This window comes from Bacteroidia bacterium (assembly GCA_041391665.1).
Classification (GTDB): domain Bacteria; phylum Bacteroidota; class Bacteroidia; order J057; family J057; genus JAGQVA01.
Window position 1 is genome coordinate 1,728,313 of sequence record JAWKNO010000002.1, and the last position, 24,236, is coordinate 1,752,548.

The 24,236-nt window shown below is 46.6% G+C and carries 17 protein-coding genes; 9 read left to right on the plus strand and 8 right to left on the minus strand.

Features of this window, described 5'->3' with window-relative positions:
• Positions 1-12 precede the first annotated feature (12 nt).
• The 3 genes from R3D00_18730 to R3D00_18740 form a co-directional block, all read right to left on the minus strand.
• Positions 13-1,743, minus strand: coding sequence for a hypothetical protein (locus R3D00_18730; GenBank protein MEZ4775227.1), 1,731 nt, complete (start codon positions 1,741-1,743; stop codon positions 13-15).
• Between the two features lie 65 nt (positions 1,744-1,808).
• A complete protein-coding gene (locus R3D00_18735) occupies positions 1,809-2,315 on the minus strand; it encodes a hypothetical protein (protein MEZ4775228.1) in 507 nt (168 codons plus the stop codon).
• A gap of 130 nt (positions 2,316-2,445) precedes the next feature.
• On the minus strand, positions 2,446-6,159 hold the full coding sequence (locus tag R3D00_18740; protein ID MEZ4775229.1) for a T9SS-dependent M36 family metallopeptidase: 3,714 nt from the start codon (positions 6,157-6,159) through the stop codon (positions 2,446-2,448).
• Positions 6,160-6,565: 406 nt separating this feature from the next.
• Here R3D00_18740 and R3D00_18745 point away from each other — a divergent pair, with 406 nt between their 5' ends.
• The 3 genes from R3D00_18745 (at position 6,566) to R3D00_18755 (ending at position 11,052) form a co-directional block, all read left to right on the plus strand.
• Positions 6,566-7,138 (plus strand): hypothetical protein, encoded by a 573-nt coding sequence (locus R3D00_18745; protein ID MEZ4775230.1) that lies wholly within the window; start codon positions 6,566-6,568, stop codon positions 7,136-7,138.
• A gap of 151 nt (positions 7,139-7,289) precedes the next feature.
• Positions 7,290-10,265 (plus strand): PA14 domain-containing protein, encoded by a 2,976-nt coding sequence (locus tag R3D00_18750; GenBank protein MEZ4775231.1) that lies wholly within the window; start codon positions 7,290-7,292, stop codon positions 10,263-10,265.
• A 19-nt stretch (positions 10,266-10,284) separates the two neighbouring features.
• Positions 10,285-11,052 (plus strand): glucose 1-dehydrogenase, encoded by a 768-nt coding sequence (locus R3D00_18755; GenBank protein ID MEZ4775232.1) that lies wholly within the window; start codon positions 10,285-10,287, stop codon positions 11,050-11,052.
• A gap of 227 nt (positions 11,053-11,279) precedes the next feature.
• On the opposite strand, the gene R3D00_18760 is transcribed toward R3D00_18755, so the two are convergent.
• Both R3D00_18760 and R3D00_18765 read right to left on the minus strand, forming a co-directional pair.
• Positions 11,280-12,251, minus strand: coding sequence for an alpha-E domain-containing protein (locus R3D00_18760; protein ID MEZ4775233.1), 972 nt, complete (start codon positions 12,249-12,251; stop codon positions 11,280-11,282).
• 9 nt (positions 12,252-12,260) lie between these two features.
• Entirely contained in the window at positions 12,261-13,724 is a 1,464-nt protein-coding gene (locus R3D00_18765) for a circularly permuted type 2 ATP-grasp protein (GenBank protein MEZ4775234.1), read from the minus strand.
• A 149-nt stretch (positions 13,725-13,873) separates the two neighbouring features.
• Between R3D00_18765 and R3D00_18770 the strand changes: the two genes are divergently transcribed.
• Both R3D00_18770 and R3D00_18775 read left to right on the plus strand, forming a co-directional pair.
• Positions 13,874-17,227: a transglutaminase family protein gene (locus tag R3D00_18770; protein ID MEZ4775235.1), complete on the plus strand. Its 3,354-nt coding sequence runs from the start codon at positions 13,874-13,876 to the stop codon at positions 17,225-17,227.
• An 81-nt stretch (positions 17,228-17,308) separates the two neighbouring features.
• A complete protein-coding gene (locus R3D00_18775; GenBank protein MEZ4775236.1) occupies positions 17,309-17,923 on the plus strand; it encodes a hypothetical protein in 615 nt (204 codons plus the stop codon).
• A 9-nt stretch (positions 17,924-17,932) separates the two neighbouring features.
• Here the strand turns inward: R3D00_18775 and R3D00_18780 are convergent, their stop codons facing one another.
• Together R3D00_18780 and R3D00_18785 are read right to left on the minus strand one after the other, a co-directional pair.
• Entirely contained in the window at positions 17,933-18,376 is a 444-nt protein-coding gene (locus tag R3D00_18780; protein MEZ4775237.1) for a DUF5990 family protein, read from the minus strand.
• 49 nt (positions 18,377-18,425) lie between these two features.
• A complete protein-coding gene (locus tag R3D00_18785; protein MEZ4775238.1) occupies positions 18,426-19,187 on the minus strand; it encodes a peptidase in 762 nt (253 codons plus the stop codon).
• 68 nt (positions 19,188-19,255) lie between these two features.
• On the opposite strand from R3D00_18785, the gene R3D00_18790 reads away from it, so the two are divergent.
• On the plus strand, positions 19,256-20,188 hold the full coding sequence (locus R3D00_18790) for a DUF4434 domain-containing protein (GenBank protein MEZ4775239.1): 933 nt from the start codon (positions 19,256-19,258) through the stop codon (positions 20,186-20,188).
• A 4-nt stretch (positions 20,189-20,192) separates the two neighbouring features.
• On the opposite strand, the gene R3D00_18795 is transcribed toward R3D00_18790, so the two are convergent.
• Entirely contained in the window at positions 20,193-20,552 is a 360-nt protein-coding gene (locus R3D00_18795; GenBank protein MEZ4775240.1) for a hypothetical protein, read from the minus strand.
• Between the two features lie 1,202 nt (positions 20,553-21,754).
• On the opposite strand from R3D00_18795, the gene R3D00_18800 reads away from it, so the two are divergent.
• The 3 genes from R3D00_18800 (at position 21,755) to R3D00_18810 (ending at position 24,192) form a co-directional block, all read left to right on the plus strand.
• The gene (locus R3D00_18800; GenBank protein ID MEZ4775241.1) at positions 21,755-22,513 is read left to right on the plus strand and encodes a DUF1835 domain-containing protein; all 759 of its coding nucleotides are present in this window, start codon (positions 21,755-21,757) and stop codon (positions 22,511-22,513) included.
• A 116-nt stretch (positions 22,514-22,629) separates the two neighbouring features.
• The gene (locus tag R3D00_18805) at positions 22,630-23,235 is read left to right on the plus strand and encodes a hypothetical protein (protein MEZ4775242.1); all 606 of its coding nucleotides are present in this window, start codon (positions 22,630-22,632) and stop codon (positions 23,233-23,235) included.
• Positions 23,236-23,244: 9 nt separating this feature from the next.
• Complete coding sequence (locus R3D00_18810) at positions 23,245-24,192, plus strand: zinc-dependent metalloprotease (GenBank protein ID MEZ4775243.1); 948 nt, start codon at positions 23,245-23,247, stop codon at positions 24,190-24,192.
• Positions 24,193-24,236 lie beyond the last annotated feature (44 nt).

Genomic DNA, 24,236 nt, shown 5'->3' on the forward strand with positions numbered 1-24,236 from the left:
TGAAAACACTATTTAACGCTTAATCAAAACCTTCACATCTGCCCCTGTCTGGGTCATTTGAATGGTTTTTAGTTTTCCGGATTCGGTTAAATTCCATGTGGCTTTCAGCAGTTGATTTACTTTGCCATCCTCGCTGAAAGGAATGGCTGAATATCCTTCCATAATTTCAAATTCAGTTTCCGGAGACTGTTGTGTACTTTCAAAAAGTTTTCCCAAAACAGGCGGTGCAAGGTTCCAATTGGATTGGGCAACCGGTGGTTTTGTCGCCAGCAGGAGGGTATATACATCAAAAATATCTGCATTCCGGAAAAGATAAGATTCTTGTCTGGTAGTTTTGGTAAATATCACAGAAGCCGGATATCTGGCGGCATATTCTGACAGGGTCATCTTCATATATTCAGTACTATCAGGCATGGGAAGGGCAGAAAGATACGTTCCGGGCATAAACCCCTGCTGATCGTTGTATTCTACTTTCAACCAATTGACCAGCACATTGTCTCTATACAGCCAGTTTTGGTTAAGATTCAGGGTATCATCGAGGATTTGTACCGGCTCTCCATACTTGATTTTTGCGCGCACAGAAGTGGAGTTGGGAATCGCCCAGAGAAAAGTTCCGCCTTGCTGATTGACATACCCTGAAGATTGGGGATATTTTGTAAGCGGATGCCCGTGATTTCGGATAAACCGAGGCGCATAACCCACAAAATCCATTCTCATTTTCACCCGGCTTTCTACTTTAAAATAGTCAATCTGGCGGGTCAGAACACCATTTTCATAATATTCTTCCTTCAGGAGTTGTTGACCTTTTTTTGTAGTGGGAACTGCATAATAAATACCGCCTTCATATAAATGGGTATCTTTTTTTACGCTGAAATATTTCCACACGCCGTCTTTTCTTCCGTAATCATAATTTCCCTCTCCATAACTCAGGCTATACAGATCACCAGAATATTCGGGATCCACATACACCATCGACAAATCAAGCCCTGTAATGACCCACGGTCCGTTGGCGGTATGACGGGCTACTTCACCCGTTGCCTTCACATTCATCAACCTGGCTGAATCGGGAGGGCTGTGAAACCCGTCTTTGTCAAAGTAGGGAATAATCACACCATCAGGTAAAATCCGGTATTGATCAAATCCGGCAAGCCCCATGATCTCAGCCTTTTGACTAACGGAAAAGGCTTTTACCGAAATCAAAGAATCTTTGCCAATGTAAAATTTCTGCGTTAAGTACACATCCAGTTCATCCACCATCCGTTCGCGGATCAGCGTAATACGATCAATCAGCAAACCCGATTTACTTACCGTGATCAGCCCGACATCCAGTGCCCCGGTTTTAGATGAATCAGCGACGAGAAAAACATCATAACAGTCATTGCCAAACAACCAGCCTTTCCGGGGCAGACTCACCTTCTCCAGGCGACGGAAAGCGGCATCAACCAGCGAATCTCCTGTTATTATGGGATCTGTCCATTCTATCCGCGGTTCCCAATACAGAGGATAATCAAAAAAGAAGGAAAGGCTGTCGCCAACCGGAAGCGACAGGGTATCTGTAGAAAGATTGACAAAACGCCGGGTGAGCAATGACGAATCAATACAAGGAAACATCTGTGGTGATGCAGATGCGATCGGGTCAGCGGAATATTCTGGAGCAGACGGCGCTTTGGAAGGTTTCTGGCAGGAAAAAAAACCGGCAAGCAGCGCAATTAGCAACACATATTTGGGGAAAAAATCAGGCACCAGAACGGTTGTTTTTAATTTTCCATGCAAAAAAGCCAGTGGCAATATAGGGTAAATTCAGGGGATTAATATTCTACAAGTTTCCCGTCAAAAAAGCTTTCCATATCCTTTTTGGATTTACTGCTTTCAAATTTGAAGGCAGCAGTGGTCAGCACATAAACAAAAACCAGCATAAATACCGGAATCAAAATGCCCGGACTAAATCGTTCCTCCTGAAAAAAAGGCAGCAGAATTGTTATCAGCGCCGTTTTTACGACCATACACCAGATAACAATAAACACCCAGACCATCACGTGTAGCTTCATTTTCACATCAATGACAGCGCCACTTCCCGAAGGCCTGATCTCTCCGGTTATCTGCGGAAGAAACGAGTTCCGGTAATGAATGATCCGGTTGATCTGAAAGGAGTTTTCCCCGATACTGCCTTCGTAGGGTTGATGGTCTTTGCTACTTAGAAATCCCCGCATCCGGAAGAATTTTTTGGGCTCAATATTTTCGGCGAGGCGTTGCCTTACTTCATCCACGGATAAAGGCGACTTATAAGTGAGATTTTCAAATGGCAGGTATTTCATTGGACTATAATCTTTCAGGACGATTTCCCAAAATAAGGATTTTTGCGAATATGGCCGTCAAAAAAGGGAGTGACAATATGGGTATGTAGGGGCAGAATATATTCTGCCCCTACATTTTTTTTCATATCCCCTACTCCACCACAAGCCGCAGACTCTGCTGCCCGCGACCGCTGCGCACCTGTATCAGGTAAATCGCCGCCGGCAAGTCGCTGATGTTCCAGTCCAACGCAGTTTCACCTGACCGCAGGGTCTTTCGGCCAATCACTCTGCCATCCGCTGCAATCATTGTAATTTCGAGGTTTTCCTTCACCGGCTGGCTAAGGCTGATACGCACCTGTTCATTGGCCGGATTGGGTTGCAATGTCACCTCCAGGCCGGGAGACAATGTCTCAATTCCCACAGAAGGCTGTATCAAAATCGTATCGGTCAGGGTACAGATGCCGTTGACTGTCAGAGAAACAACAAATTCGCCGATGCCGGGATAAAGGTGAACGGGGTTCTGCTGGGTAGAGGTAAGCCCGTCGCCAAAACTCCACAACCAGGTGGTCGCCCCCTGAGAAAGATCTGTGAAGGTCACTTCTTTTACCAGACTGTCCTGCGAATATTCAAAATCTGCGGAAGAAACGGTTACACTTACCGGTACTCTGTCTGTTTTACAGGATACGCCCTGCACTTCCCAGTCATACAAATAGTAGTAGAACGCCGCAGGATTCGTGGTAGATGAAGAACCCGTCAAAGATACCAATCCCCCAATGGTATATGGATAGTTTGCGCCATTGGTATTGCGGTAAAGATCAATACCAGAACCACCCACACTATAGTTACCCGGACCGGGAATATGAAGATTTAAAGTTACCCGTTGCGGGCCGGCGGGAATATTGACCGTCACCTGATCTACGACATTTCCTCCACCATCAGCTCCATCCCAGACAAAGATTGTACGCGAACCGGCAGAACCAGCATCGGTCCATACAGAGATAAGCGTAAATTCGTCGAAAGCGGTGAAGTTAACCGTACCGGTAAAACCGGTGTTGTGATAACTGCCTGCGCCAATGCTGCCATTGGCCGGACCGACATTCTGAACCTGCGCAACAATTTCTTCCTCCACATAAAAGGTAGTATCGGCGGTCAGTACAGGAGTCTGAAAAACGGCTCCGGTATCAAGCAAAGTTCCATTGTCATCATACCAGCTATACACGCCATTGGCATTAATGGTAAATGTAGCGGCCTCGTTTATGCAAATTTCGACATCTGCTACTACAGGAGCAGGGGGAAGCGAGATCGTTACCGTCTGAACCAGCGTATCGCTGCCCAGTGTATTGGAAGCAATCAGAATGACAGTATAAGTCCCGCTACTCAGATAAATATGAGTAGGATTTTGCAGCGTATCCGTATTTCCATCACCAAAATCCCAGTTCCAGTGTTGTGGAATATTGGTCGATTTATCAGTAAAATCTACTTTATTGTTACAGGAAGTGATAACCGAAAACACATAATCAGCAGTAGGAGGTGTTAAGGGTGTCAGGCAGCTTGGCGGAAGATCAAATGCCTCGGTCTGGTCGGTACGGCTATTGGCACTTCCCTGGCTGGCGCTGTAACCGAGACCACGGCGTGCAAAAACTTCCCATATCAGGCACTGGTTTGCGCCGCCATTATTAATCTGATCGGCGAGCAGAATCGCATCACGGCCATCTACAAATCCGGGACCGCAAACCTGAAGTTTCATCCCGTCCATGACCAATTGCATGGCGATATTATTTCCGCCCGTTCCATTGTACTGGTCTGCGTCAAAACCGTATTGATCGATAAGTTTCAGCGTAAGATCCCAAAGCATGGTACACCAGACAAAACCAATTCCATGTGGCTGAGAGACACCAAACTGGTCATTGGTATCGTCATAGGTATAGGGATTAATCGCAAAATCGTACGAATAGGGCGCATTCCTTATACCACCACCGGTAGTAGGTTCAAAGACTGCAAAGGTTCCAATTCCTCTATTGACAGAATTGGTATCGATACTCATCATCAGCGAAAAATAATCACTCCATCCCTCTCCCATTTGCTCCGAATTGCCGAGGCAGTTGGCATTGGCGCCTCCGCCGGTAAGGCGGTTGGAGATACCATGACCATACTCATGGGCGATGATTCCGTTGTCAAAATCCCCATCACGGTCAAAATTCCCAGACAGGTCCTGAAGCGTCGCATTGACGGTATTCCCGGCGACAATTTGTGCCCGGATCAGGTTCCCATCGACTTGCCGGATCATAACAGAGGGGATGGTAATGGTCGAAGAAGTTCCCCCCATAGCCGTAGGATTACCGCCGGTATTATTGACGATAATGACCGCAATCGCACCCGCATTTTGCGCTGCTTCCACTTTAAAAGCAAAGTTACAGTTACCCCGATTGATCATGACGATTTTTCCGGCCATCGCAGCGCCATTGGTAAAGGGTTGGCAGCCGTCTGAAGTGTCGGGCAGTGTCCCGTCGCTGGCAACTACAATATCTGCGGTAATCGGATTGGGGCCGACGGCCGGACCAAAGTTGGCAGAAGCAGTTACATATAAACCGGCAATACTTCCGGGAAAATTTACAGTCAGAAAGCTGTCATTCCCACTGTTACCGGAACTCCATAGATACATCTGCATATATCCGTTATCCCCATCGGGAGGGGTACCAAAATTGGCATTGTTGATCCCACCGCCATCCTGTGCATCGGCAAATACAAAATCATTTCCCTGGCCATTTCCGGTGTAGTTAGTTTCCTGAAAATTGCCTGCCTGCTCGTCAAAACCGTACTGGTATGAGTAGTCATGCAGGATATTGTTCATATAAAAAAGGTTGGTAATGGCAGCATCTTCGTAGCCCGCAGGTTGCTGATTGAAATTGAGCGGAAAGTCAAAATCCAGCAGTGGCCCGCCGTCGGGGCTATGACCACCCAAATCATCGTCATCTCTGTCTTCCCGGGCAAATACGTTATTTCCACGGGTAATGGTGAACTCAGCGCCGACATTTCCATCGGTATCATGCCAGCCAAAGGGAGAAGCCAGTGAGTCAGCAGGTTCGATTTCGAGGGTTCGCGGACCGTGGTTGGGGCTTTCAATCCGGTAGGAAAATACCCGGTACTGGCCGGGGCTACCCATCGATTCGGTTTGTTGAAGGAGGTTTTCTACAGAAGCGGCTGCGTGGGTATGATTGGTTTTGGGGTGGTTGGGGAAGGTACATTCTTTTATCCAGTCAACCTTATCGAGCAAAGCACCGGAGACGGCATCTATCCGTACACTCCACCAGTGTTTTCCATCAGGTGCAAACAGGGACATATCCCACACCAGGAAGAGTTCTCCTTCCGGGCCTGGCAGATACATGATGCGGATGGGGATATTTTTGCGGGAAATCCCACCATCGGAAAAAAGAAAATGGTTTTCGCCTTTGATTTCCAGTTGGGTGAGCCCCAATGCAACGCCTAGTTCCAGCTTTTGGGCAGCCGATTCAATAGCCTGTTGGGGAGAAATGGAAGGATTTTCAGCATTCGCGCGTTGTGCGAGATTTTTTTCCAGGCGACCGGCCATGTTGAGAATTTTGCCTTCTTTCATGGCAAAATTGGCCACAGCGTTATAAACAGGAATATCCTGATACAGTTGCCGGATATGGACATGGGTAAGGCCATTATGGCGGGAGGTGTATTCATCTGTAACCTCCCAGGACTGGACATCAGCGGGTGTTAAACCGGCAGATTCAGCATAGGATTGAAGGTAGTTTTGAATCCGTTCTTCGTTTTTTTGAGCCACGAGCGAAAGCGGCAGAAAAACCAGGAAAAATAAAATCGTAGAGTTTGTGCGGGTCATCAAGGTAAAATTTTTTAACAAAATTACTCATAATAGTTTTATCTGCGATATTACCCTAATGATCTATTGACTCTTCTACTCTTTTTCTTAATTTTCGTTAATCGTGCTATATCATATCCCTTTTACCATAAAACGCCATACAAACCCAGATGTCATTTAGCATCGACAACCTCCCCCCAAAAATCACCTACGACGCCACCAAATACATCGAATTCACCTATGACGCCGCCGGCCGTAAGTGGAAAAAAACGGCGGTGGACCGCAGCATCACCACCTCAAAACACTACTTCGGCCCGATCGGATACAAAGGAAGTGCACAATCAATTCCAGTTCTCTGGAAATTAAAAACATTTCGCACCCCACCGCAGTTTAGCAACAGGTATTTAACTCCTAACTGCGACCTACTATGTTTTTCCGTTTCCGTTTACTCCCCGGCCTGCTGACCATCGCAATGCTTTTTATTGCTGCATGTAATACCCCTTCCGAAATATTAAATCCCTGTTCTACGCCGCCCCAGGTCAGTGTCGCGAATGTAACGGGTTTCGTACAAGGTCTTCGAATGGGTAGCATCATCGTCAGCGGCAGCGGCCAGGAACCGCTCTCCTATAGCATTGACGGGATCAATTTTCAGCCGGGGGTGATATTCGAGGGCCTTGCACCTGGCAGCTATACGGTAACCGTCAGAGACGCAAACAATTGCGAAAACACAAACATCGCCCTCGTCAATGACAATCCGCTCGTAAGCTACCTGCGCGATATACGGCCCATCCTTACCGACAATTGCCAGATCAGTAGCTGCCATTGCGACGGAAACTCGCTGTGTTTTGCCACTTACGAGGTCGTCAAAGAATATTCGCAGGGCATTAAAGCCCGCACAGCCGGACGAGCCATGCCACCAGAGGATTCCGGCAAATTTCTCACCGAGCAGCAGATTCGCGCCATCGGCGACTGGGTCGATCAGGGCGCAATGAACAACTGATTTCCCGCGCATGTATAGGTGCAGACAGCAGGGGGATTGCTTTATGCATGAGCTTGCATCGAGGATTGATCCGTTTTGAAGCATCTTACTCTACGGGTTTTCAAAATTTGTTGTATTTTTCCGCCGCTTTCCTCAGCAAAACCCGTATTGAATGAAAAAAACAACACTGCTTCTACTCTCGGCTGCCGGTATTTCTCTGACTTTGCTGTTTTTCAACAGCTGCCTGAAGCCCACACACTCTGCTGCACATGCAGACGGTTTCCCCAAAGTATATCGCTCGGTTTTGGATCTGAAGGCTAGAATGGCAACTGTCGCCCTTGAAGACTCATTCTGGGTTGCTTATGATGCCAAAGATGGCGGATTATACAAAGTATGGCAGGATGGCGTATTGTTTGACGGCCCTGTATTTACGACCGCTCATGGCCCGCAGCCCACAAGTAAAGGCGCATCCTGGGTAGAATCTGCCGATCTCGATCCATGGCGGTTGGTGTCAAAATCAGGCGAATACAACCCCGAAGTACAATACCGGGGCCATTCCATCGACGGACATGGTGTTTCTTTCCAGTACGAATTGAAAGACGAACACGGGCAGGTTATTACCATCACAGAAACTCCCGAAGTTGTAACTAATAAATATGGCGTAAAGGGACTTAAAAGAACATTCCACGCAGATCATGTTCCGACGGGTACAGAAGTAGTGCTGAATACCTGGATCAATTCTGTGCGCAATGACCGGGATGTCGAAACTAACGGCAAACTGACCTGGACAGACCGCAAAACCCGGCTGTTTGATTGGGCCTATATCCTGGAAGGATCAGCCAAACTTACCCTTAACAGCGGCGGAAATACAGATTATACCCTGTGGTTTTATCCAAAACCCACGATGGTAAAAGAAGTGGAAAAAACAGACGAAGCAGCCATTCACCCCGGACTGGCATTACTGGAGAGAAGTGATTGCAAAACCTGTCATAATGAAACAGTAAAAACGATCGGGCCGGCTTATGTAAAAGTTGCCGAAAAATACCCGTTCTCCAACGAAATGGTCGAGCAGTTGAGCCAGAAAGTCATAAAAGGAGGTGCAGGTGTGTGGGGCGATCAGGCAATGACCGCACATCCCGACCTGATGATTGCTGATGCACGGAAAATGGTCTCATGGATTCTCTCCCTTGACGGGGAAGATGCACCGGAAGAGCCCGGTACAGAAGAAGTGGATGTTACCAGTCTGAAAGCCGCGCCGGGACACGGGCCCATTATCAATTTATATAAAGCTGAGAGCAGCCTGGACGCTTTTCCCGGTATAGATGAAGATCAGGTTCCGGTTTATTCCTCAGTGGTTCCGGTTGTTCATTTTGAAGGAAAAATCTTACCAGACGAATTAAAGAACAATATTTTTGCCCGTTTTTCGGGAACGCTTCATGTGCGTGAAGAGAAAAACTATGTGTTCCGCCTCATCAGCGATGACGGATCGATCCTGACAATGGATGGAAATGTCCTGATCGATCATGATGGTCCGCATGGTGCGGAGGCAAAAGACGCAGAAATCATTCTCAAGGCTGGCGATCATCCATTTACAGTGGATTATTATCAGGGGGGTGGTGATGCTTCGCTATCATTTCAATGGCTGCCTTATGGAGAATCTGCCTTCTCCGTTGTGCCCCCGGATGTCATTACACACGACTCTGCCGACCTGCAAACCGCTCGTCCGTATGTCCCTGTTTCCGAAAGGGAAAACAGTTTCCCCGGAGACAGTCTGCCGCTGAAAGATGTACACCCGGCGTTTGATCTGGCAACAATACGCCCGTCTTCTTTCGAGCCCAAGGTGGGAGGAATGGACTTTTTGCCCGACGGAAAACTGGTAGTAAGTACATGGGATCCGGAAGGCTCAATCTATGTGCTGGATCATATCGCAGAAAGTGTCGCACAGGGAAACCCAGAGTTGGTTACAGTAAAAAGAATTGCCAAAGGATTGGCTGAACCGCTGGGGGTAAAAGTTGTAGAGGGAGAGATTTATGTACTCCAAAAGCAGGAGCTCACCCATTTGATCGATCACAACGGAGACGGGATGATAGACGAATACCGGACGGTCTGCAATGGATGGCGGGTATCTGCCAATTTCCACGAATTTGCATTTGGCCTGGTGTATAAAGACGGATATTTCTACGGCACACTTGCTACCGCGATCAACCCGGGAGGCGCCAGTACCAAACCCCAGATTCCTGACCGGGGAAAAGTAGTGCGAATCTCCAAAGCAGATGGTAGTTTTTCATTCATAGCCTCAGGACTTCGCACCCCTAATGGCATCGGGATCGACGGCAAAGGGGAGATATTTGTAGCAGATAATCAGGGAGACTGGCTGCCTTCTTCCAAAATCCTCCACATTGTAGAAGGCGAATGGTACGGCTCACGTTCAGTAGATTTTGAAGGGACCGCCAATCTGAAAGAAAAACCACCGGTTGTTTGGCTGCCACAGGATGAAATTGGCAACAGCCCCAGTCAGCCGGCCACATTGGATGTCGGTCCTTACCAGGGACAAATGATCCATGGAGAAGTTACTCACGGAGGAATCAAAAGAGTATTTACAGAAGTCGTCAACGGACAAATCCAGGGTTGTGTATTTCGGTTTACACAGGGGCTGGAGTCAGGCGTCAACCGGCTGGTATGGGGGCCCGACGGCGCTTTGTATATCGGAGGAGTCGGAAATCCCGGAAACTGGAGTCATATGGGCAAAAACTGGTATGGTTTGCAGCGAATGGCTTACAATGGAAACTCCGTATTTGAAATGCTGGCCGTAAGAGCAAAAAGCAACGGTATGGAAATCGAGTTTACCGAACCCCTGAAAACGAATGAGGGTAATAACGCAGCAGAATATCTGATCCAGCAATGGAAATATGTGCCAACGGAAAACTACGGAGGTCCGAAAGTGGATAAAGAAAATCTTGCCATACGGTCTGTGCGAGTCTCACCAGATCGCAAGCGCGTATTTCTGGAACTTCCGGGTATGAAAGAAGGCCATGTGGTGTATGTCCGCCTGAAGAAAAACTTTGTAAGCGCAGAAGAACACAGGATATGGTCCACCGAAGCCTGGTACAATCTCAATCAAATACCGGCAGGGCAGCTCATTCAATAACCAGCGTATCGCTGAATATATGCGATTTAGCAACAAAACCGCCGTAATTACCGGGGCAGGGTCTGGCATAGGCGAGGCCACTGCCCGGGCATTTGCCGCCGAAGGCGGCAATGTAGTCGTCGCCGACCTGAAGGCCGCACATGCCGAAGCTGTAGCTGCCCGCATCCGCCAGGCCGGAGGAAAAGCCGTCGCCGTAACTGGCGACGTAACCCTTGCCGATGACGCAAAACACATCGCCGAAGCAGCCATTGACTCCTACGGATGTCTTCATTATCTATGCTGCTCGGCAGGTTTACAGACTTACGGAACCGTTGAAACTACAGATGAAGCCACCTGGGATCTCACCCTTGATGTGAACCTGAAAGGTATGTTTCTCATGGCAAAATACTGTATTCCCGAAATTCGCCGCCAGGGTGGCGGTGCCGTGGTGAATATAACTTCCGTTCAGGCGATACAAACGCAGAAAAACGTCTCTGCCTACGCAGCTTCCAAAGCCGGCGTGATCGCCCTGACGAAGTCCATGGCCATGGATTATGCAACTGAAAATATCCGGGTAAACTGTATTTGCCCTGGTTCAGTGGATACGCCCCTCCTGCGATTTGGCGCAGCGCAGCACGGCCCGGTGGAAGACGTACTGAAATCATGGGGAAATATGCACCCGATTGGCAGAGTCGGGCAGCCGGAAGAAATTGCCAAAACTGTACTTTTCCTCTTTAGCGATGATGCGGGATTTATCCTTGGACAAGCGATTGTGGTGGATGGCGGACTTACCAGCAGATTATTATAAAAATAATTCAAAATCTATTGATCGGAGATCATTCCCCCTGCTTTAGAACGCAGAGTAACGCAGAGACTACAGCACCCTTTGCGAAACTCTGCGATTCCTTTGCGTCCTCTGCGTGAACCCTCGCGATGTTGATCGGAGATCATGGTCCATATCTTTAAATGCAGAGGTTCGTAGAGGTTCGCAGAAATTCCCAATTACTGTATCATTTCGAAATTATTTTCCTCTTATCACTGCGTCTGTTCCTGAATGGAAAAGTCTTCCCCATTAACTTCAAAATAGGTCTCTTCAATCAACTTATTGAGATCGAAGATTTTTTGCATGGATTCATATAAAAAAGGACGAAGGTTTTCTCGTATATCCTCCAAGGGAAGGTGCTGAAAATAGGTAGAAAGCGCAGCAGCAGCTACGACGATAGGGTCATTTTCATTTTTAGAAAAACTCAGGCGGGAAATTAGTGAATGCACCTGTTGAATATTGAAGGCCAGGGATCGGGGAAACTGAGGGTGCGAGATCAGAAACTCGAAGGTAGAAGTTTGGGTGTGAGCGGTTTTATTGACCCGCCGATGCATATCAAAAGCCTCCAGTACTTTCAGGGTAATTGTCCACTGATACTGACGCAGAGGAAAGTTGAGCCCATTATCCGTAACGACCTCTATATCGTGAATTTTGCTGGTCAGAATGCGGATAATCTGCATGGATCGCTCGACATGCATACCCAGTTTGATAAATATCCAGATATCGTCATGAATCAGGGTATGATCCAGAAGCGATTTCACCATCGCACAGTGTTTGGCGATATTGATGGTAAAATCAAAAAGCCCCCGTGTTTTGTAAAAATCAACCGGATATTCCTTGACAAAAAGATAATACTGATTAATGACTTCCCACAATTCAGAAGTAATGGTATAGCGCACACTGCGAGCATTTTCCCTGGCTGCGAATACGGTGGAAAGGATAGAACTGGGATTGGCAGAGTCCATGCCCAGTTTGACAAGCGCCTCCTGTTCATCTACAGGTTTTTCCGTATCAAATCCAATCCCATACATGGTAAGGATAGACTTGAGGATAAAGTCTTTATTCTGGCTCATCGGAGCGTCCAGAATCGAAAAGTATTGTACTTTGAGATAGCGGGCCAGGTGTTCTGACCTTTCAATATATCTTCCTGTCCAGAAAAGGGAATTTGCAACTCTTGCCAGCATAGTATTTAGTTATTCGGAAACTACCCATGTATCTTTAGAACCGCCACCCTGGGAGGAATTGACGATCAGGCTTCCCTTTTTCAGGGCCACCCGTGTGAGGCCGCCACGCAATACATAGGTAAAATCTTTACCCATCAGCGTAAAAGACCGGAGGTCGATATGTCGGGGCTCAAAGCAATTTTCATCCTCGATATATGTACTATGTACCGAAAGCAACATTTTGGGTTGAGCGATAAAATTGCGCGGATTCGCTTTAATCTTCGCGCTAACTTCAGCGAGTTGATCCTGAGTGAGCCGGTCGCAGACCGTTACGCCATATCCGCCAGACATATCTACGGGCTTTACCACCAATGAAGGCAGGTTTTCCAGTACATATTTCATGTCTTCTTCTTTTTCGCAGATATAGGTAGGCACATTGTGAAGAATCGGTTCTTCATTAAGATAATAGCGGATCATCGCGGGTACAAACGAACAAATCGCTTTATCATCCGATACGCCAGTACCCGGCGCATTGACAATGGTAACATTGCCCGCGAGGTAGGCCCGCATCAGGCCTTTCACCCCCAGCATCGAATCTTTGCGAAATACTTCCGGGTCGACAAATGCATCATCTACCCGCCGGTAAATCACATCCACACGGACAGCACCGCGAATGGTCTTCATATAGACCATATTATTTACCACAAATAAATCCCTGCCTTCTACCAGCTCGATGCCCATCGCATGTGCGAGAAAGGAGTGTTCATAGTAAGCAGAATTGTATTGTCCGGGGGTAAGCAATACACAAAGTGGCTCATCCTGTGGCCGGGGCGTTACAGATTGCAGCATCTGTAACAGCATTGCCGGGTATTGATTGACCGTCTCGACGGCCATCATCTTAAAAATATCGGAGAGCGTACGTTTCATCGTCTCCCGGTTGGAGAGCACATAACTTACCCCTGAAGGACAACGAAGATTATCTTCCAGGATGTAAAAATTTCCATCCGCATGGCGGATAAGATCCGTGCCACAAATATGACAAAAAATATCGCCTACAGGAGAAAACCCGCGCATCATTTCGAGATAATGCGGCGAAGAGTAAACCAGTTCCGAAGGCACAATTTTGTCTTTCAGAATTTTTTGGTCGGAATAAACATCTTTGAGGAACAGATTCAGGGCGAGATTTCGTTGAACCAGGCCATTTTCCAGCATGGTCCATTCATCTTTGCGAATAACGCGGGGAAAAAGGTCAAACGGAAATATTTTTTCCGTCCCATTGCTCGTTTCGTCGTAAACTGCGTAGGTGATTCCCTGATTGAGAAAAGACAACTTTGCGTATTCGTTCAACTTTTTAAAATCCGCAGGACTCAAAGAATGAAAGAGAGACTTAATCAGAGAATAGGAAATATGGGAAGTTGCATGCTCGCTATACACTTCATCCAATAATCCGGCAGGTACCTCATAGGTATTAAAAAGGTCTTTTTTCTCATCCATAAATCCAATTCATATAAAGTGAGCACAAGGTCAGATAAGATTAAGAATTTTCAATAAATTTTTCTAATAATTCAACATATTTACAAAAAATATAAAACAAACAGGCAATTTGTTGAAAATTGAAAAAAAAATACTGACAACTTCAGATTATGAGCATACAGGTGGCCATCCGGCATCATACAAAATATAGTTACAACAAACCGATTCAGATTTTCCCGCAGACCATACGCCTGCGTCCGGCTCCACATACCCGTAGTCCGATCAGAGGCTACTCACTGAAAATCCAACCAGAGAATCATTTTATCAACTGGCAGCAGGATCCTTTCGGCAACTATCTGGCGCGGATTGTATTCAATGAAAAGACCACAGAATTTGTCATAGATGTTGAGGTGATTGCCGACATGGTGACCATCAACCCATTTGATTTTTTTCTGGATGAATATGCCGAAAACTTTCCGTTTACCTACGATCCACAACTGCTCAAAGAACTGGCGCCTTACCTTGAGATCAAGGAATCGGGGCCATTGTTGACAAATCTGATATCCGTTGCCGAACAATTTAAAGGCGAACGTTCGGTCATTTTTCTTGTCAGACTCAACGAAAAGATCCGCGAAATGGTCAACTATACCATTCGTATGGAGCCTGGGGTTCAAAGCTGTGAAGAGACCCTGACAAAACAACTGGGATCTTGCAGGGATTCAGCCTGGTTGATGGTGCAGACTCTTCGTCATATGGGTCTGGCAGCAAGGTTTGTCTCCGGTTACCTTGTTCAGCTTAAAGCAGATGCAAAGCCATTGGAAGGACCAGAAGGGCCGGAAGCAGACTTTACGGATCTTCACGCATGGGCGGAAGTTTATCTGCCCGGAGCAGGCTGGATAGGGCTTGACGCCACTTCCGGACTATTTGCCGGAGAAGGGCATATTCCGCTGGCGTGTACGCCCGATCCTTCAAGCGCAGCGCCTGTAACCGGTTTTACAGAGCCGTGTGAAGTTACATTTGAATTTAAAAATGTCGTTGACCGAATCTGGGAACAACCTCGGGTAACCAAACCCTATTCCCCTGACACATGGGAAAAAGTGTTGGCGCTTGGCGACAAAGTAGATACCTTCCTGATGGAAGAAGACGTGAGGCTGACCATGGGTGGCGAGCCGACATTTGTTTCGGCGATAGATATGGAGTCAGATCAGTGGAATGAAACCGCCGATGGAAAAGACAAACGAAACATGGCTTACCAACTGGCCGGAAAATTAAAAAACACTTTTGGCCGCGGTGGTTTTCTTCATCTTGGGCAGGGAAAATGGTATCCGGGAGAACCGATTCCCCGCTGGCAATATTCGATTTACTGGCGAAAGGACGGAAAAACAATCTGGAAAAATCACGAATTGCTCGCTGACCCCAATCAACCACGCGGCGTGGAAGAACCTCATGCCAAAAAGTTTATTCACCTGCTGGCGCAATATCTGGGGATTTCGGAAGAAAACTGCATTCCCGCTTATGAGGATGTGTTTTATTTTCTATGGGAAGAAGGCAATCTTCCGGTAAATGTCGATCCGCTCAAAGTAAACCTGAAGGATAAACTCGAAAGACAAGCTCTTGCAGAACACCTTCAGCGGGGCATGAATCAGCCCAAAGGATATACACTTCCCCTTCGATACGACCTGCTGGGCTCAGGCTGGAAAAGTTGCCATTGGGAATTTACCCGAAAACATCTTTTCCTCATTCCGGGTAATTCGGCGATGGGTATGCGTTTGCCGCTGGAGCGGTTGCCTTATCTCGTACCCGAGGAAATTGAGGTTATTGCGGAGCCCAGTCCCATGGAGGATTTACCGCATTTGCCGGCAAACACAGACCTAACGGCAAAAAGTGAAAGCCGAAAACAAAAAAAGTCGCCACCGCCGCAACGCGTAAAAACCATCCGTACAGCCTTATGTGTTGAACCCAGGGATGGAAACCTGTATATTTTCCTTCCCCCACTGGAATCAACAGAAAGCGCACTTGACCTTCTGGCATCTATCGAAAAAGTAGCAGAAGAACTTCAGATACCCGTAGTCATCGAAGGTTATCAACTACCATATGACTATCGTTTGGATAAGCTCGTAGTGGCACCTGACCCGGGTGTAATAGAAGTAAATATCCACCCTGCATACGCATGGCGGGAGATTGTCAACAATTACGAACAACTCTTTGAGCTGGCAAAAACCTGCAAACTGGGTACGGAGAAATTTATGCTGGACGGAAAACATACCGGCACTGGGGGTGGCAATCATATCACACTCGGCGGTGCTCGTCCGGCAGACAGTCCGTTTCTCCGGAGGCCCGATATGCTTCGCAGTTTTGTAAATTTCTGGCAAAATCACCCCGGACTTTCCTATTTGTTTTCCTCAGCATTTGTAGGTACGACCAGTCAGGCGCCCAGAGTAGATGAAGGGCGGCAGGAAATGTTGTATGAGTTGGAAATAGCCTTTCGGGAGCTTGACCGCTACCCCGACCCTCCGGCATGGCTGGTAGACAGATTGTTTCGCAACCTGTTGATTGACATCACGGGCAATACCCACCGGGCAGAGTTTTGTATTGACAAACTGTTTAGCCCCGACTCGCAATCCGGGCGACTGGGTATTGTAGAGATGCGCGGGTTTGATATGCCACCGCATCTTCAAATGTGCCTGACCCAGATTCTGCTCATTCGCAGCCTGACAGCCGTCTTCTGGAAAAACCCCTACCGCAAAGATCTGATTCGATGGGGCACGGAACTGCATGACCGTTTTCTGCTTCATCATTTTGTGAAGGAAGACATGAAAGAGGTGGTCCGTTACCTCCATGAAAATGATATCGATTTTCAGATGGAATGGCTGGATGCCTTTTTTGAATTCCGGTTTCCGGTATTGGGAAAAGTCTCCGTGGGGTCCATACACCTGACCATCAGGGCGGGCATCGAACCGTGGAATGTATTAGGTGAGGAAATGAGCAATACCGGTACTGCACGGTTTGTGGATTCTTCGGTTGAGCGGGTGGAAGTAGTGCTGGAAGGAATAGCCATAGAGCGGTACCAGTTGTTGTGCAATCAGACCATTGTACCGCTGACTTATACCGGAACCAGAGGAAAATATGTGGCAGGCATACGCTATAAAGCATGGAATCCCCCCTCGGCGCTACATCCGACATTGGGAGTGGATGTTCCGCTGGTATTTGATATTTACGACACCTGGAATCAGCGTTCGGTCGGAGGGTGCACCTACCATGTTTCTCACCCGGGAGGAAGGAGTTATGACACCTTTCCTGTCAATAGTTATGAAGCCGAATCGCGGAGGGGCAACCGGTTTTGGGAGCAGAATCACACCCCACGTTCTGAGGAACGGATTGTATCACAGACCACGACTTCGGAAACCACAACCCGGTATGTTTCCAATGAATATCGTCCTGTAGCGGCATTTCCCACACATAAGTTCGAAGTTGATCCGGAGTTTCCTTATACCCTTGATTTGCGGAAAAAAGGGAAGAGTTAAGGGGATGCGCAAAATTATTCCCCAAAACAAATTATTTGCTATATTCAGGTAATACTTCTACCCTTTCCCAAAATAAAAGATATGAAAAGACACCTGACTACGCTGGAGATTTTCCTCCTGGGCTTTTACTGGCTGAAAGGCCAGAATGCAGATAAAAATCAGTTTGTACTATTCGATGTTACCTTTACTTATACAAAGGAGGATGCCGACAATTCAACACCGAGTAAGTCCCATTATTATGTAAAGGACGACCTCAATCCAGACCGCCCCACAGACTGGACATCTCCTGTAGATTTTCGCAATGGAACGGTTCACATCCGGCTTGAAGTGATAGAAAAACCACCCGGAAACTACCCTACTACATGGTCACTGTGTTATATCCCAGTCAAAGGTCAGAACAACAACTACGGTTGTACCAGTACCGGTGTATATATAGATCAAGGGGTTTATGAAAGGGATATACAGATGACCGAGTTTTGGGAGAATGAATCGATCATCTGGAGTGAAGGAATCCGGCGGATGGATCTTGTGATCAAAGACGACAGCGGCGGACAGGGCCATGCACACAGGCGCGAAGATCACGAAAACTTTTTCCCGACGAAAGTACGCATTACGATGGTGCAGGTAGCTGCCGGAGCGGTGTATGATCCGAAACTTGTGCCAAACCTCCCTGAAAACCACATATTCAAAGATTAAATGTGTTGGTCAGGACGAAATTTCCCAGCCGGAAAATGGCTTTACAGTCGCACAATTGGGGCTACCGTCTTTTCCGGTTCCGGCAACATGGGTAACAATGCTTCGTCCGGAATCTGCCAGTAGCGCATCTGTCATTTCCCAGGTAATTCCGGTTAAGGGTATTTTTAATCTCCTGTTCCAGAGAGAATGAGTCTGGCCTGCACTCACGCCTATATTGATATAAATAAATTTCCCTCCGGCAGGCCCATGAACAAATGGCCCGCCAGTTTTAGGATATTCATCTGTTGATTTGTCCCCGCTAAACAAAACCATGCAGGTAAAAGACAAATCCCCTGAAACCGTTTGTTGTATCTGAACGGTCTCATAATTTTTACCTGAACCTTTTTGCAGACCAAAGTCCACTTTAGGTGTAGGTTTTATTAGCAAAATGCGGAGCGGCAATTCAAACTTCACAGGACAAATAATTGTTCAAGAGAAATGAAACCACGAAAGTGTAATGAAGCTACTGCTGTTGTTGTTGTTGTTGTTGCAGCGTAGAGAGGTCTCCGGCGCTCATGAGTTCGTCTGTCCAGTCATCCGGGATTTCTTTGATGAGATCTTTGAGTTTTTGGCCCCATTGGTCGCCGATATAACCTGTAACATCTTCATTAAATCGCCGTTCGATCATCAGGCCCGATTCGGAGCGATAGACGACGACATCAATTGGATACCCCACATCATTGGCACTGACGCGTGTAGAGTCAAACGAGAGAAACCCCGTTTTCAGGGCAAATCGGATGGAAGATTCGTAGGTAATCGCCCGGTTGAGGATCGGTTTTCCATATCCCGAGTTTCCGATAATCGTAAATGGCGTTGCCTCCCCGATTTCAATCCAGTTGCCTTCCGGGTAAAGCATATACAATTTATGCTCTTTATCGTTTTCCAGTTTGCCACCTACGATAGCGAACAAGTTAAAATACAGCCCAGACTCACTCAGCGCGTGTTTATCTTCCGCGGCCACGCGGCGTAGTTGTTCACCAAATGCATTGACGACCTTATACATTTTGTCGTAGGAGGGTGTTTCCTCTTCAAGAATTTCCTCAAAATAAGTTACCGCCTTATCGCGAATGGAGCGGAGGCCCGAAGTCATTAGAAAAAGGTTATTATTGCCCTTTTTGTGAATAGAAATCTTTTTAGCGGTGGTCGTTTCTGAGCCGGAAGTAATACGCGTATCAGCGATTGCAACTAAGCCATTTTTTACTTTTATCCCCAAACAGTAGGTCATGATCCGAATTTTCGGGAAAGATACGATTTATGCAAGCCCAAAAAACTATATTTGAGGCAAATTTTCATATGATTATTACCGGAACATTCCTGGACGAGATTAGTCACGATATTCCTCATCAGAACTGGGGAGAAAAAGAGTGGGAAGCAGATTTTCAGGCCATGAAAGCTGCGGGTATCAATACGGTTATTCTTATTCGCAGTGGATATAAACGCTGGATCACCTACCCTTCCAGCGTTCTTACAGCCCGGGAAGGTTGTTATCGTCCGCCGGTTGATCTTTTAGATCTGTATCTGAGGCTGAGTGACAGATACGAGATGGATTTTTACTTTGGATTATATGATTCCGGGAAATACTGGACAACGGGTCAGTACGCGGCAGAGGTAGACATCAATCGGGCGGTGATAGATGAGGTATGGGAAAAGTACGGGCATTACCGTTCGTGGAAGGGGTGGTATATCTCTCAGGAGGTGAGTCGCCGGGTGGGGTCAATAATAGACACATACGCATTGCTTGGCCGGCATTGTAAATCCGTTTCAGGGAATTTACCCACTTTGATTTCGCCCTATATTGACGGGAAAAAGGCCATTATGTCATACGAGTCCAACCTGACCAAATCAGATGCAGTTTCGCTGGCAGAGCACGAAAAAGAGTGGAATGAGATATTATCAGGCCTAAAGGACGCCGTAGATATCGTAGCGTTTCAGGACGGTCACGTAGATTTTCACGAATTGGCAGACTATCTGCGCATCAATAAGGCCTTAGCTGACAAACACGGGTTGCGTTCATGGACGAATGCAGAGTCATTTGACCGTGATATGCCGATTAAATTTCTGCCGATCAAATGGGAAAAGTTGAAATTAAAGCTTGAAGCAGCAAAAGAAGCCGGCGTTGAGAAAGCGATAACCTTCGAATTTTCACATTTTATGAGTCCTAATTCTGCATATCCCCAGGCGCACCATCTTTACAACCGGTATATGGAGTGGTTGAAGGAAATATGAGGGCTCAGATTCGGAGGACAAGAATTTTCTGGCTGTTAAATTCAATCCAGGCAAAGTCATAGAGATACCGGCAGATTTTGCCACGCGTAGTGGAAGTATAACCCGTAAAGCAGGAGAAGTGAAAATTCTTTTTTTCGAGGGTCAGACGGCTTATGGTTTTGCGGGAGGAATTGTCGCCTAAAATTTCCAGGAGAATGGCATAATTCCGGTGAAGCATTTTATCAGTTTCGCGGACAATTTCAGCAACTTTTCGCCGGAGCGCGGAATGATATTGATTTTTACAGTCAATATCACAGAACAACTTGTTGGCTCGTCCGAAGACAGCATTTTTGCAATGCGGGCAGAATCGATCGTAGTTTTTCATGGTTTGAATAATTAAAGGAGAAATTTAAGGGAGCGGAACCGGAGAGCAATGGAAAAAAATCGCCAAAAGTAAATATAGGAATGAGCGGGAAGGGAGGAGAAACTGCGGATGAAAACTGTTGGAAATTTTTGGAAAACGTTTTTTTGTCCATGACAAGCTGGGTGGACATGGGACGCAGATTTTCGCAGAGGAAACGCAGATTTTCGCAGAGGAAGCAGAGTACCACGCATCTGCAAGATCAGACAGGAAGTAACGCGGAAGTCACAACCCCCTTTGCGTTACTTTGCGATTCCTTTGCGTCCTCTGCGTGAACCCTATCATCTCAGATCAAAGATCAGTTTCATTAAGTTGCACACATATGAGGAAGCGCAGATTTTCGCAGAGGAAACGCAGATTTCCGCAGAGGTTTTTAGGTTTGTTTTTGCTTTTGGGAATCTGTTGGAAACCGTTTCAAACCGTTTCAAACCGTTGGAAACTGTTGGAAAACATTTTTTTGTCCATGACATGCTGGGTGGACATGGGACGCAGATTTTCGCAGAGGAAACGCAGATTTTCGCAGAGGTTTTGTAGTTGTTTTTGCTTTTAGGAATCTGTTGGAAACCGTTACAAACCGTTGGAATCCGTTGGAAAACGTTTTTTTGTCCATGACATGCTGGGTGGACATGGGACGCAGATTTTCGCAGAGGAAACGCAGATTTTCGCAGAGGAAACGCAGATTTTCGCAGAGGTTTTGTAGTTGTTTTTGCTTTTAGGAATCTGTTGGAAACCGTTGCAATCCGCTACAAACCGTTACAAACCGTTGCAAACGGAAAAAGAATCCGATAAAATATTGATAATCAATTAATTAACAGATAATATAGCGGGCGCAAATCGTTAGAATTCGTTACAAACCGTTACAAACCGTTACAAACCGTTAGAATCCGTTACAAACCGTTGCAAACGGATAAATAACCCAATAAAATACTGCTAATCAATCAATTAACAAACCCTATAACAATCCGGTCTTTGAAGGAATCCGTAAATATAAACCGCTGAAAACTGAATGAAAACCGCAACCTTCTCCACATTTCTCCGCCTCAATTTGCCGCTCTCGTAAAAAAAAGAGAAATTAATTCTTTATTCTCTGAAGTTTGTGATTCGGTACTTATTCTGATAAACGCAAACTTGTCATGGCTCCCATTTACTACCCCCCCCAAAAAAAAATGACCTACCATATCCTCAATGGAGATTCTCTCGCCAGGCAAATCAAACAAACATCTCTCGCTGGCCATGTTATCATCTGCCGTGAATGCCTCATTGAAGGTGATCTGAAAGGCAATTCCTTTGAAGAATTGATGCACAACCGGGCAAATTACATCGCCTCCGCTTTCGGGGATACCGCTGACCCATACTCCCAATCTGTAGTCCCTGAATTTGAAAAAATCATCCAAATCTCCGGCCCCGCTGAGGTGTGCCTCTGGTTTGAAGATGACCTGTTCTGTCAAACCAATATGTGGTTTGTGCTCTCTCTCTTAGCTTACAAACCTGAATTATCTATTTTCAGGATTTTCCCCATCACTCTCGAAGGGGAAGATCATTGGCGTGGTTTTGGACTGTCAGACTCTAACCGGCTTGAACATGCGTACAATAGGAAAATATTATTTACAGAAGCAGATCTCCTCCTGGGCCAAAATCTTTGGCACGCCTTTCAACAACAGGATTTCGAAACACTCTCCCGCCTTTCTTCAACCCCTTCGGAGTGTTTCCGCTCCTTAGAAGATGTTTGCCAGGCACATATAGAACGGTTCCCCCCAAATGGTGCGTCCAGCCGCCCGGTTCTCACAGTCAGAGCAATAATCAAAAGTGGTATCACGCAGTTTGGCCCGCTCTTCAGAGTGTTTTCAGAAAAGGAGGGAATTTATGGTTTCGGCGACGCTCAGGTTAAAAGGTTTTATGACCAGGAAATCGGAAAATCGGACTAAAAAATGCTGTCAATGATTATTTATTACAGCATATATGTAGCTCCTTTTTTATGGTTTCTATTGAATTCTTATATTAAGCTTTCATCACATTTCTAACGCTTTAACTGATTGATCTCATGAAACATTTCCAACTCTTATTTTCGCTCGTCCTTTTCCTTATTCCTTCTGTCCTATTTGCGCAGCCAGAACGCTCATGTAATACGATGGATTACCTCGATATCCAGTTACAGGAAAATCCTCAAATGGAAGCCCAAATGTCTCGTATTGAGCAGTTTACACAAAACTACATCAACAATCACAATGGCAATAGCCAGCGTGCTGTAATCACGATCCCCACAGTCGTGCATGTTGTATATCGCTCATCCTCACAAAATGTCAGTACTGCACAAATTCAATCTCAGATCGATGTTCTTAATGCAGATTTCGGAACCAAAGGTAACAGCTGGCCACAAGGCGCTGATTCTGAAATTGCATTTTGTCTGGCTTCCGTAGATCCCAATGGAAATCCTACTTCCGGCATCACCCGCACCAGTACCAACAAACGTTCTTTCAGCTATTCCAACGATGGGGTTAAGTTTAACAGCATGGGCGGACATGATGCTTGGCCAGCCGGAGACTATCTCAATATCTGGGTGTGCGACCTCGGCAGTGGGCTGCTGGGTTATGCGCAGTTCCCTGGTGGGAATGCAGCAACTGATGGTGTAGTCATTGACTATGCTTAGTTTGGCACAATTGGCACGGCGACTCCGCCTTTTCATCTCGGTCGCACTGCTACACATGAGGTGGGCCACTGGCTAAACCTTCGCCATATCTGGGGCGATGGAGGATGTAGCGTCGATGACTTTGTGGCCGATACGCCGACCTCAGATGCACCAAACTACGGATGTCCAAACGGACATATTTCATGCTCTACTCTCGATATGATCGAAAACTATATGGATTATACCGATGATGCCTGTATGGATATATTTACTGTCGGCCAAAAGGCGCGTATGCAAGCGACACTCGCTCCCGGCGGCCCTCGTGCAAGTCTTACTTCTTCCAATGGTTGTGGCTCTGGTGGCGGTGGCGGCGGTGCAACTTGTTCTGATGGAATTCAGAACGGCAATGAAACTGGTGTTGACTGCGGAGGGTCTTGTGCACCTTGTGTTGTTACCTCCTGCGATGCACCGAATGTAAGCGCCAGCGCTTCCAGAAAGAAAATTACGCTCTCATGGGGTTCTGCTACCGGGGCAAATAGTTATAAAGCCTATCTCGGCCCCGTAGGTGGTCCTTATTCGTCCAAAACCACAACCGGTACTTCGACTTCTTTTGCAGGACTATCCTCCGGAACGACCTATGAATATTATGTAGAATCGATCTGCAGCAATGGAACCGCAGCTTCTCCGCTTCAAACAACTGCAACTACCCGCGTATTGCCAGGAACAGCGGCTATCACTGTTTACCCGATTCCTGCACAGGATTATCTGGTAGTGGAATTCAGCGCCGTGGAAAATGACGAAGTAGATGTAGTCATGATGGACATAGTAGGAAAGGTTGTCTATAAAAACCATAATGTCGATGTCAATGATGGCTATCTTGAAATTGACCTCAACCGCTTTGACAGTGGCGTTTACTTCATCAAAGTCCGCGACGGAATCGATGGTGAGTATATGCAGAAAGTGGTAATTACAAAGTAGATTTCGTAAGATTATACATACGAAACCCTCCCAAATTTGCGATT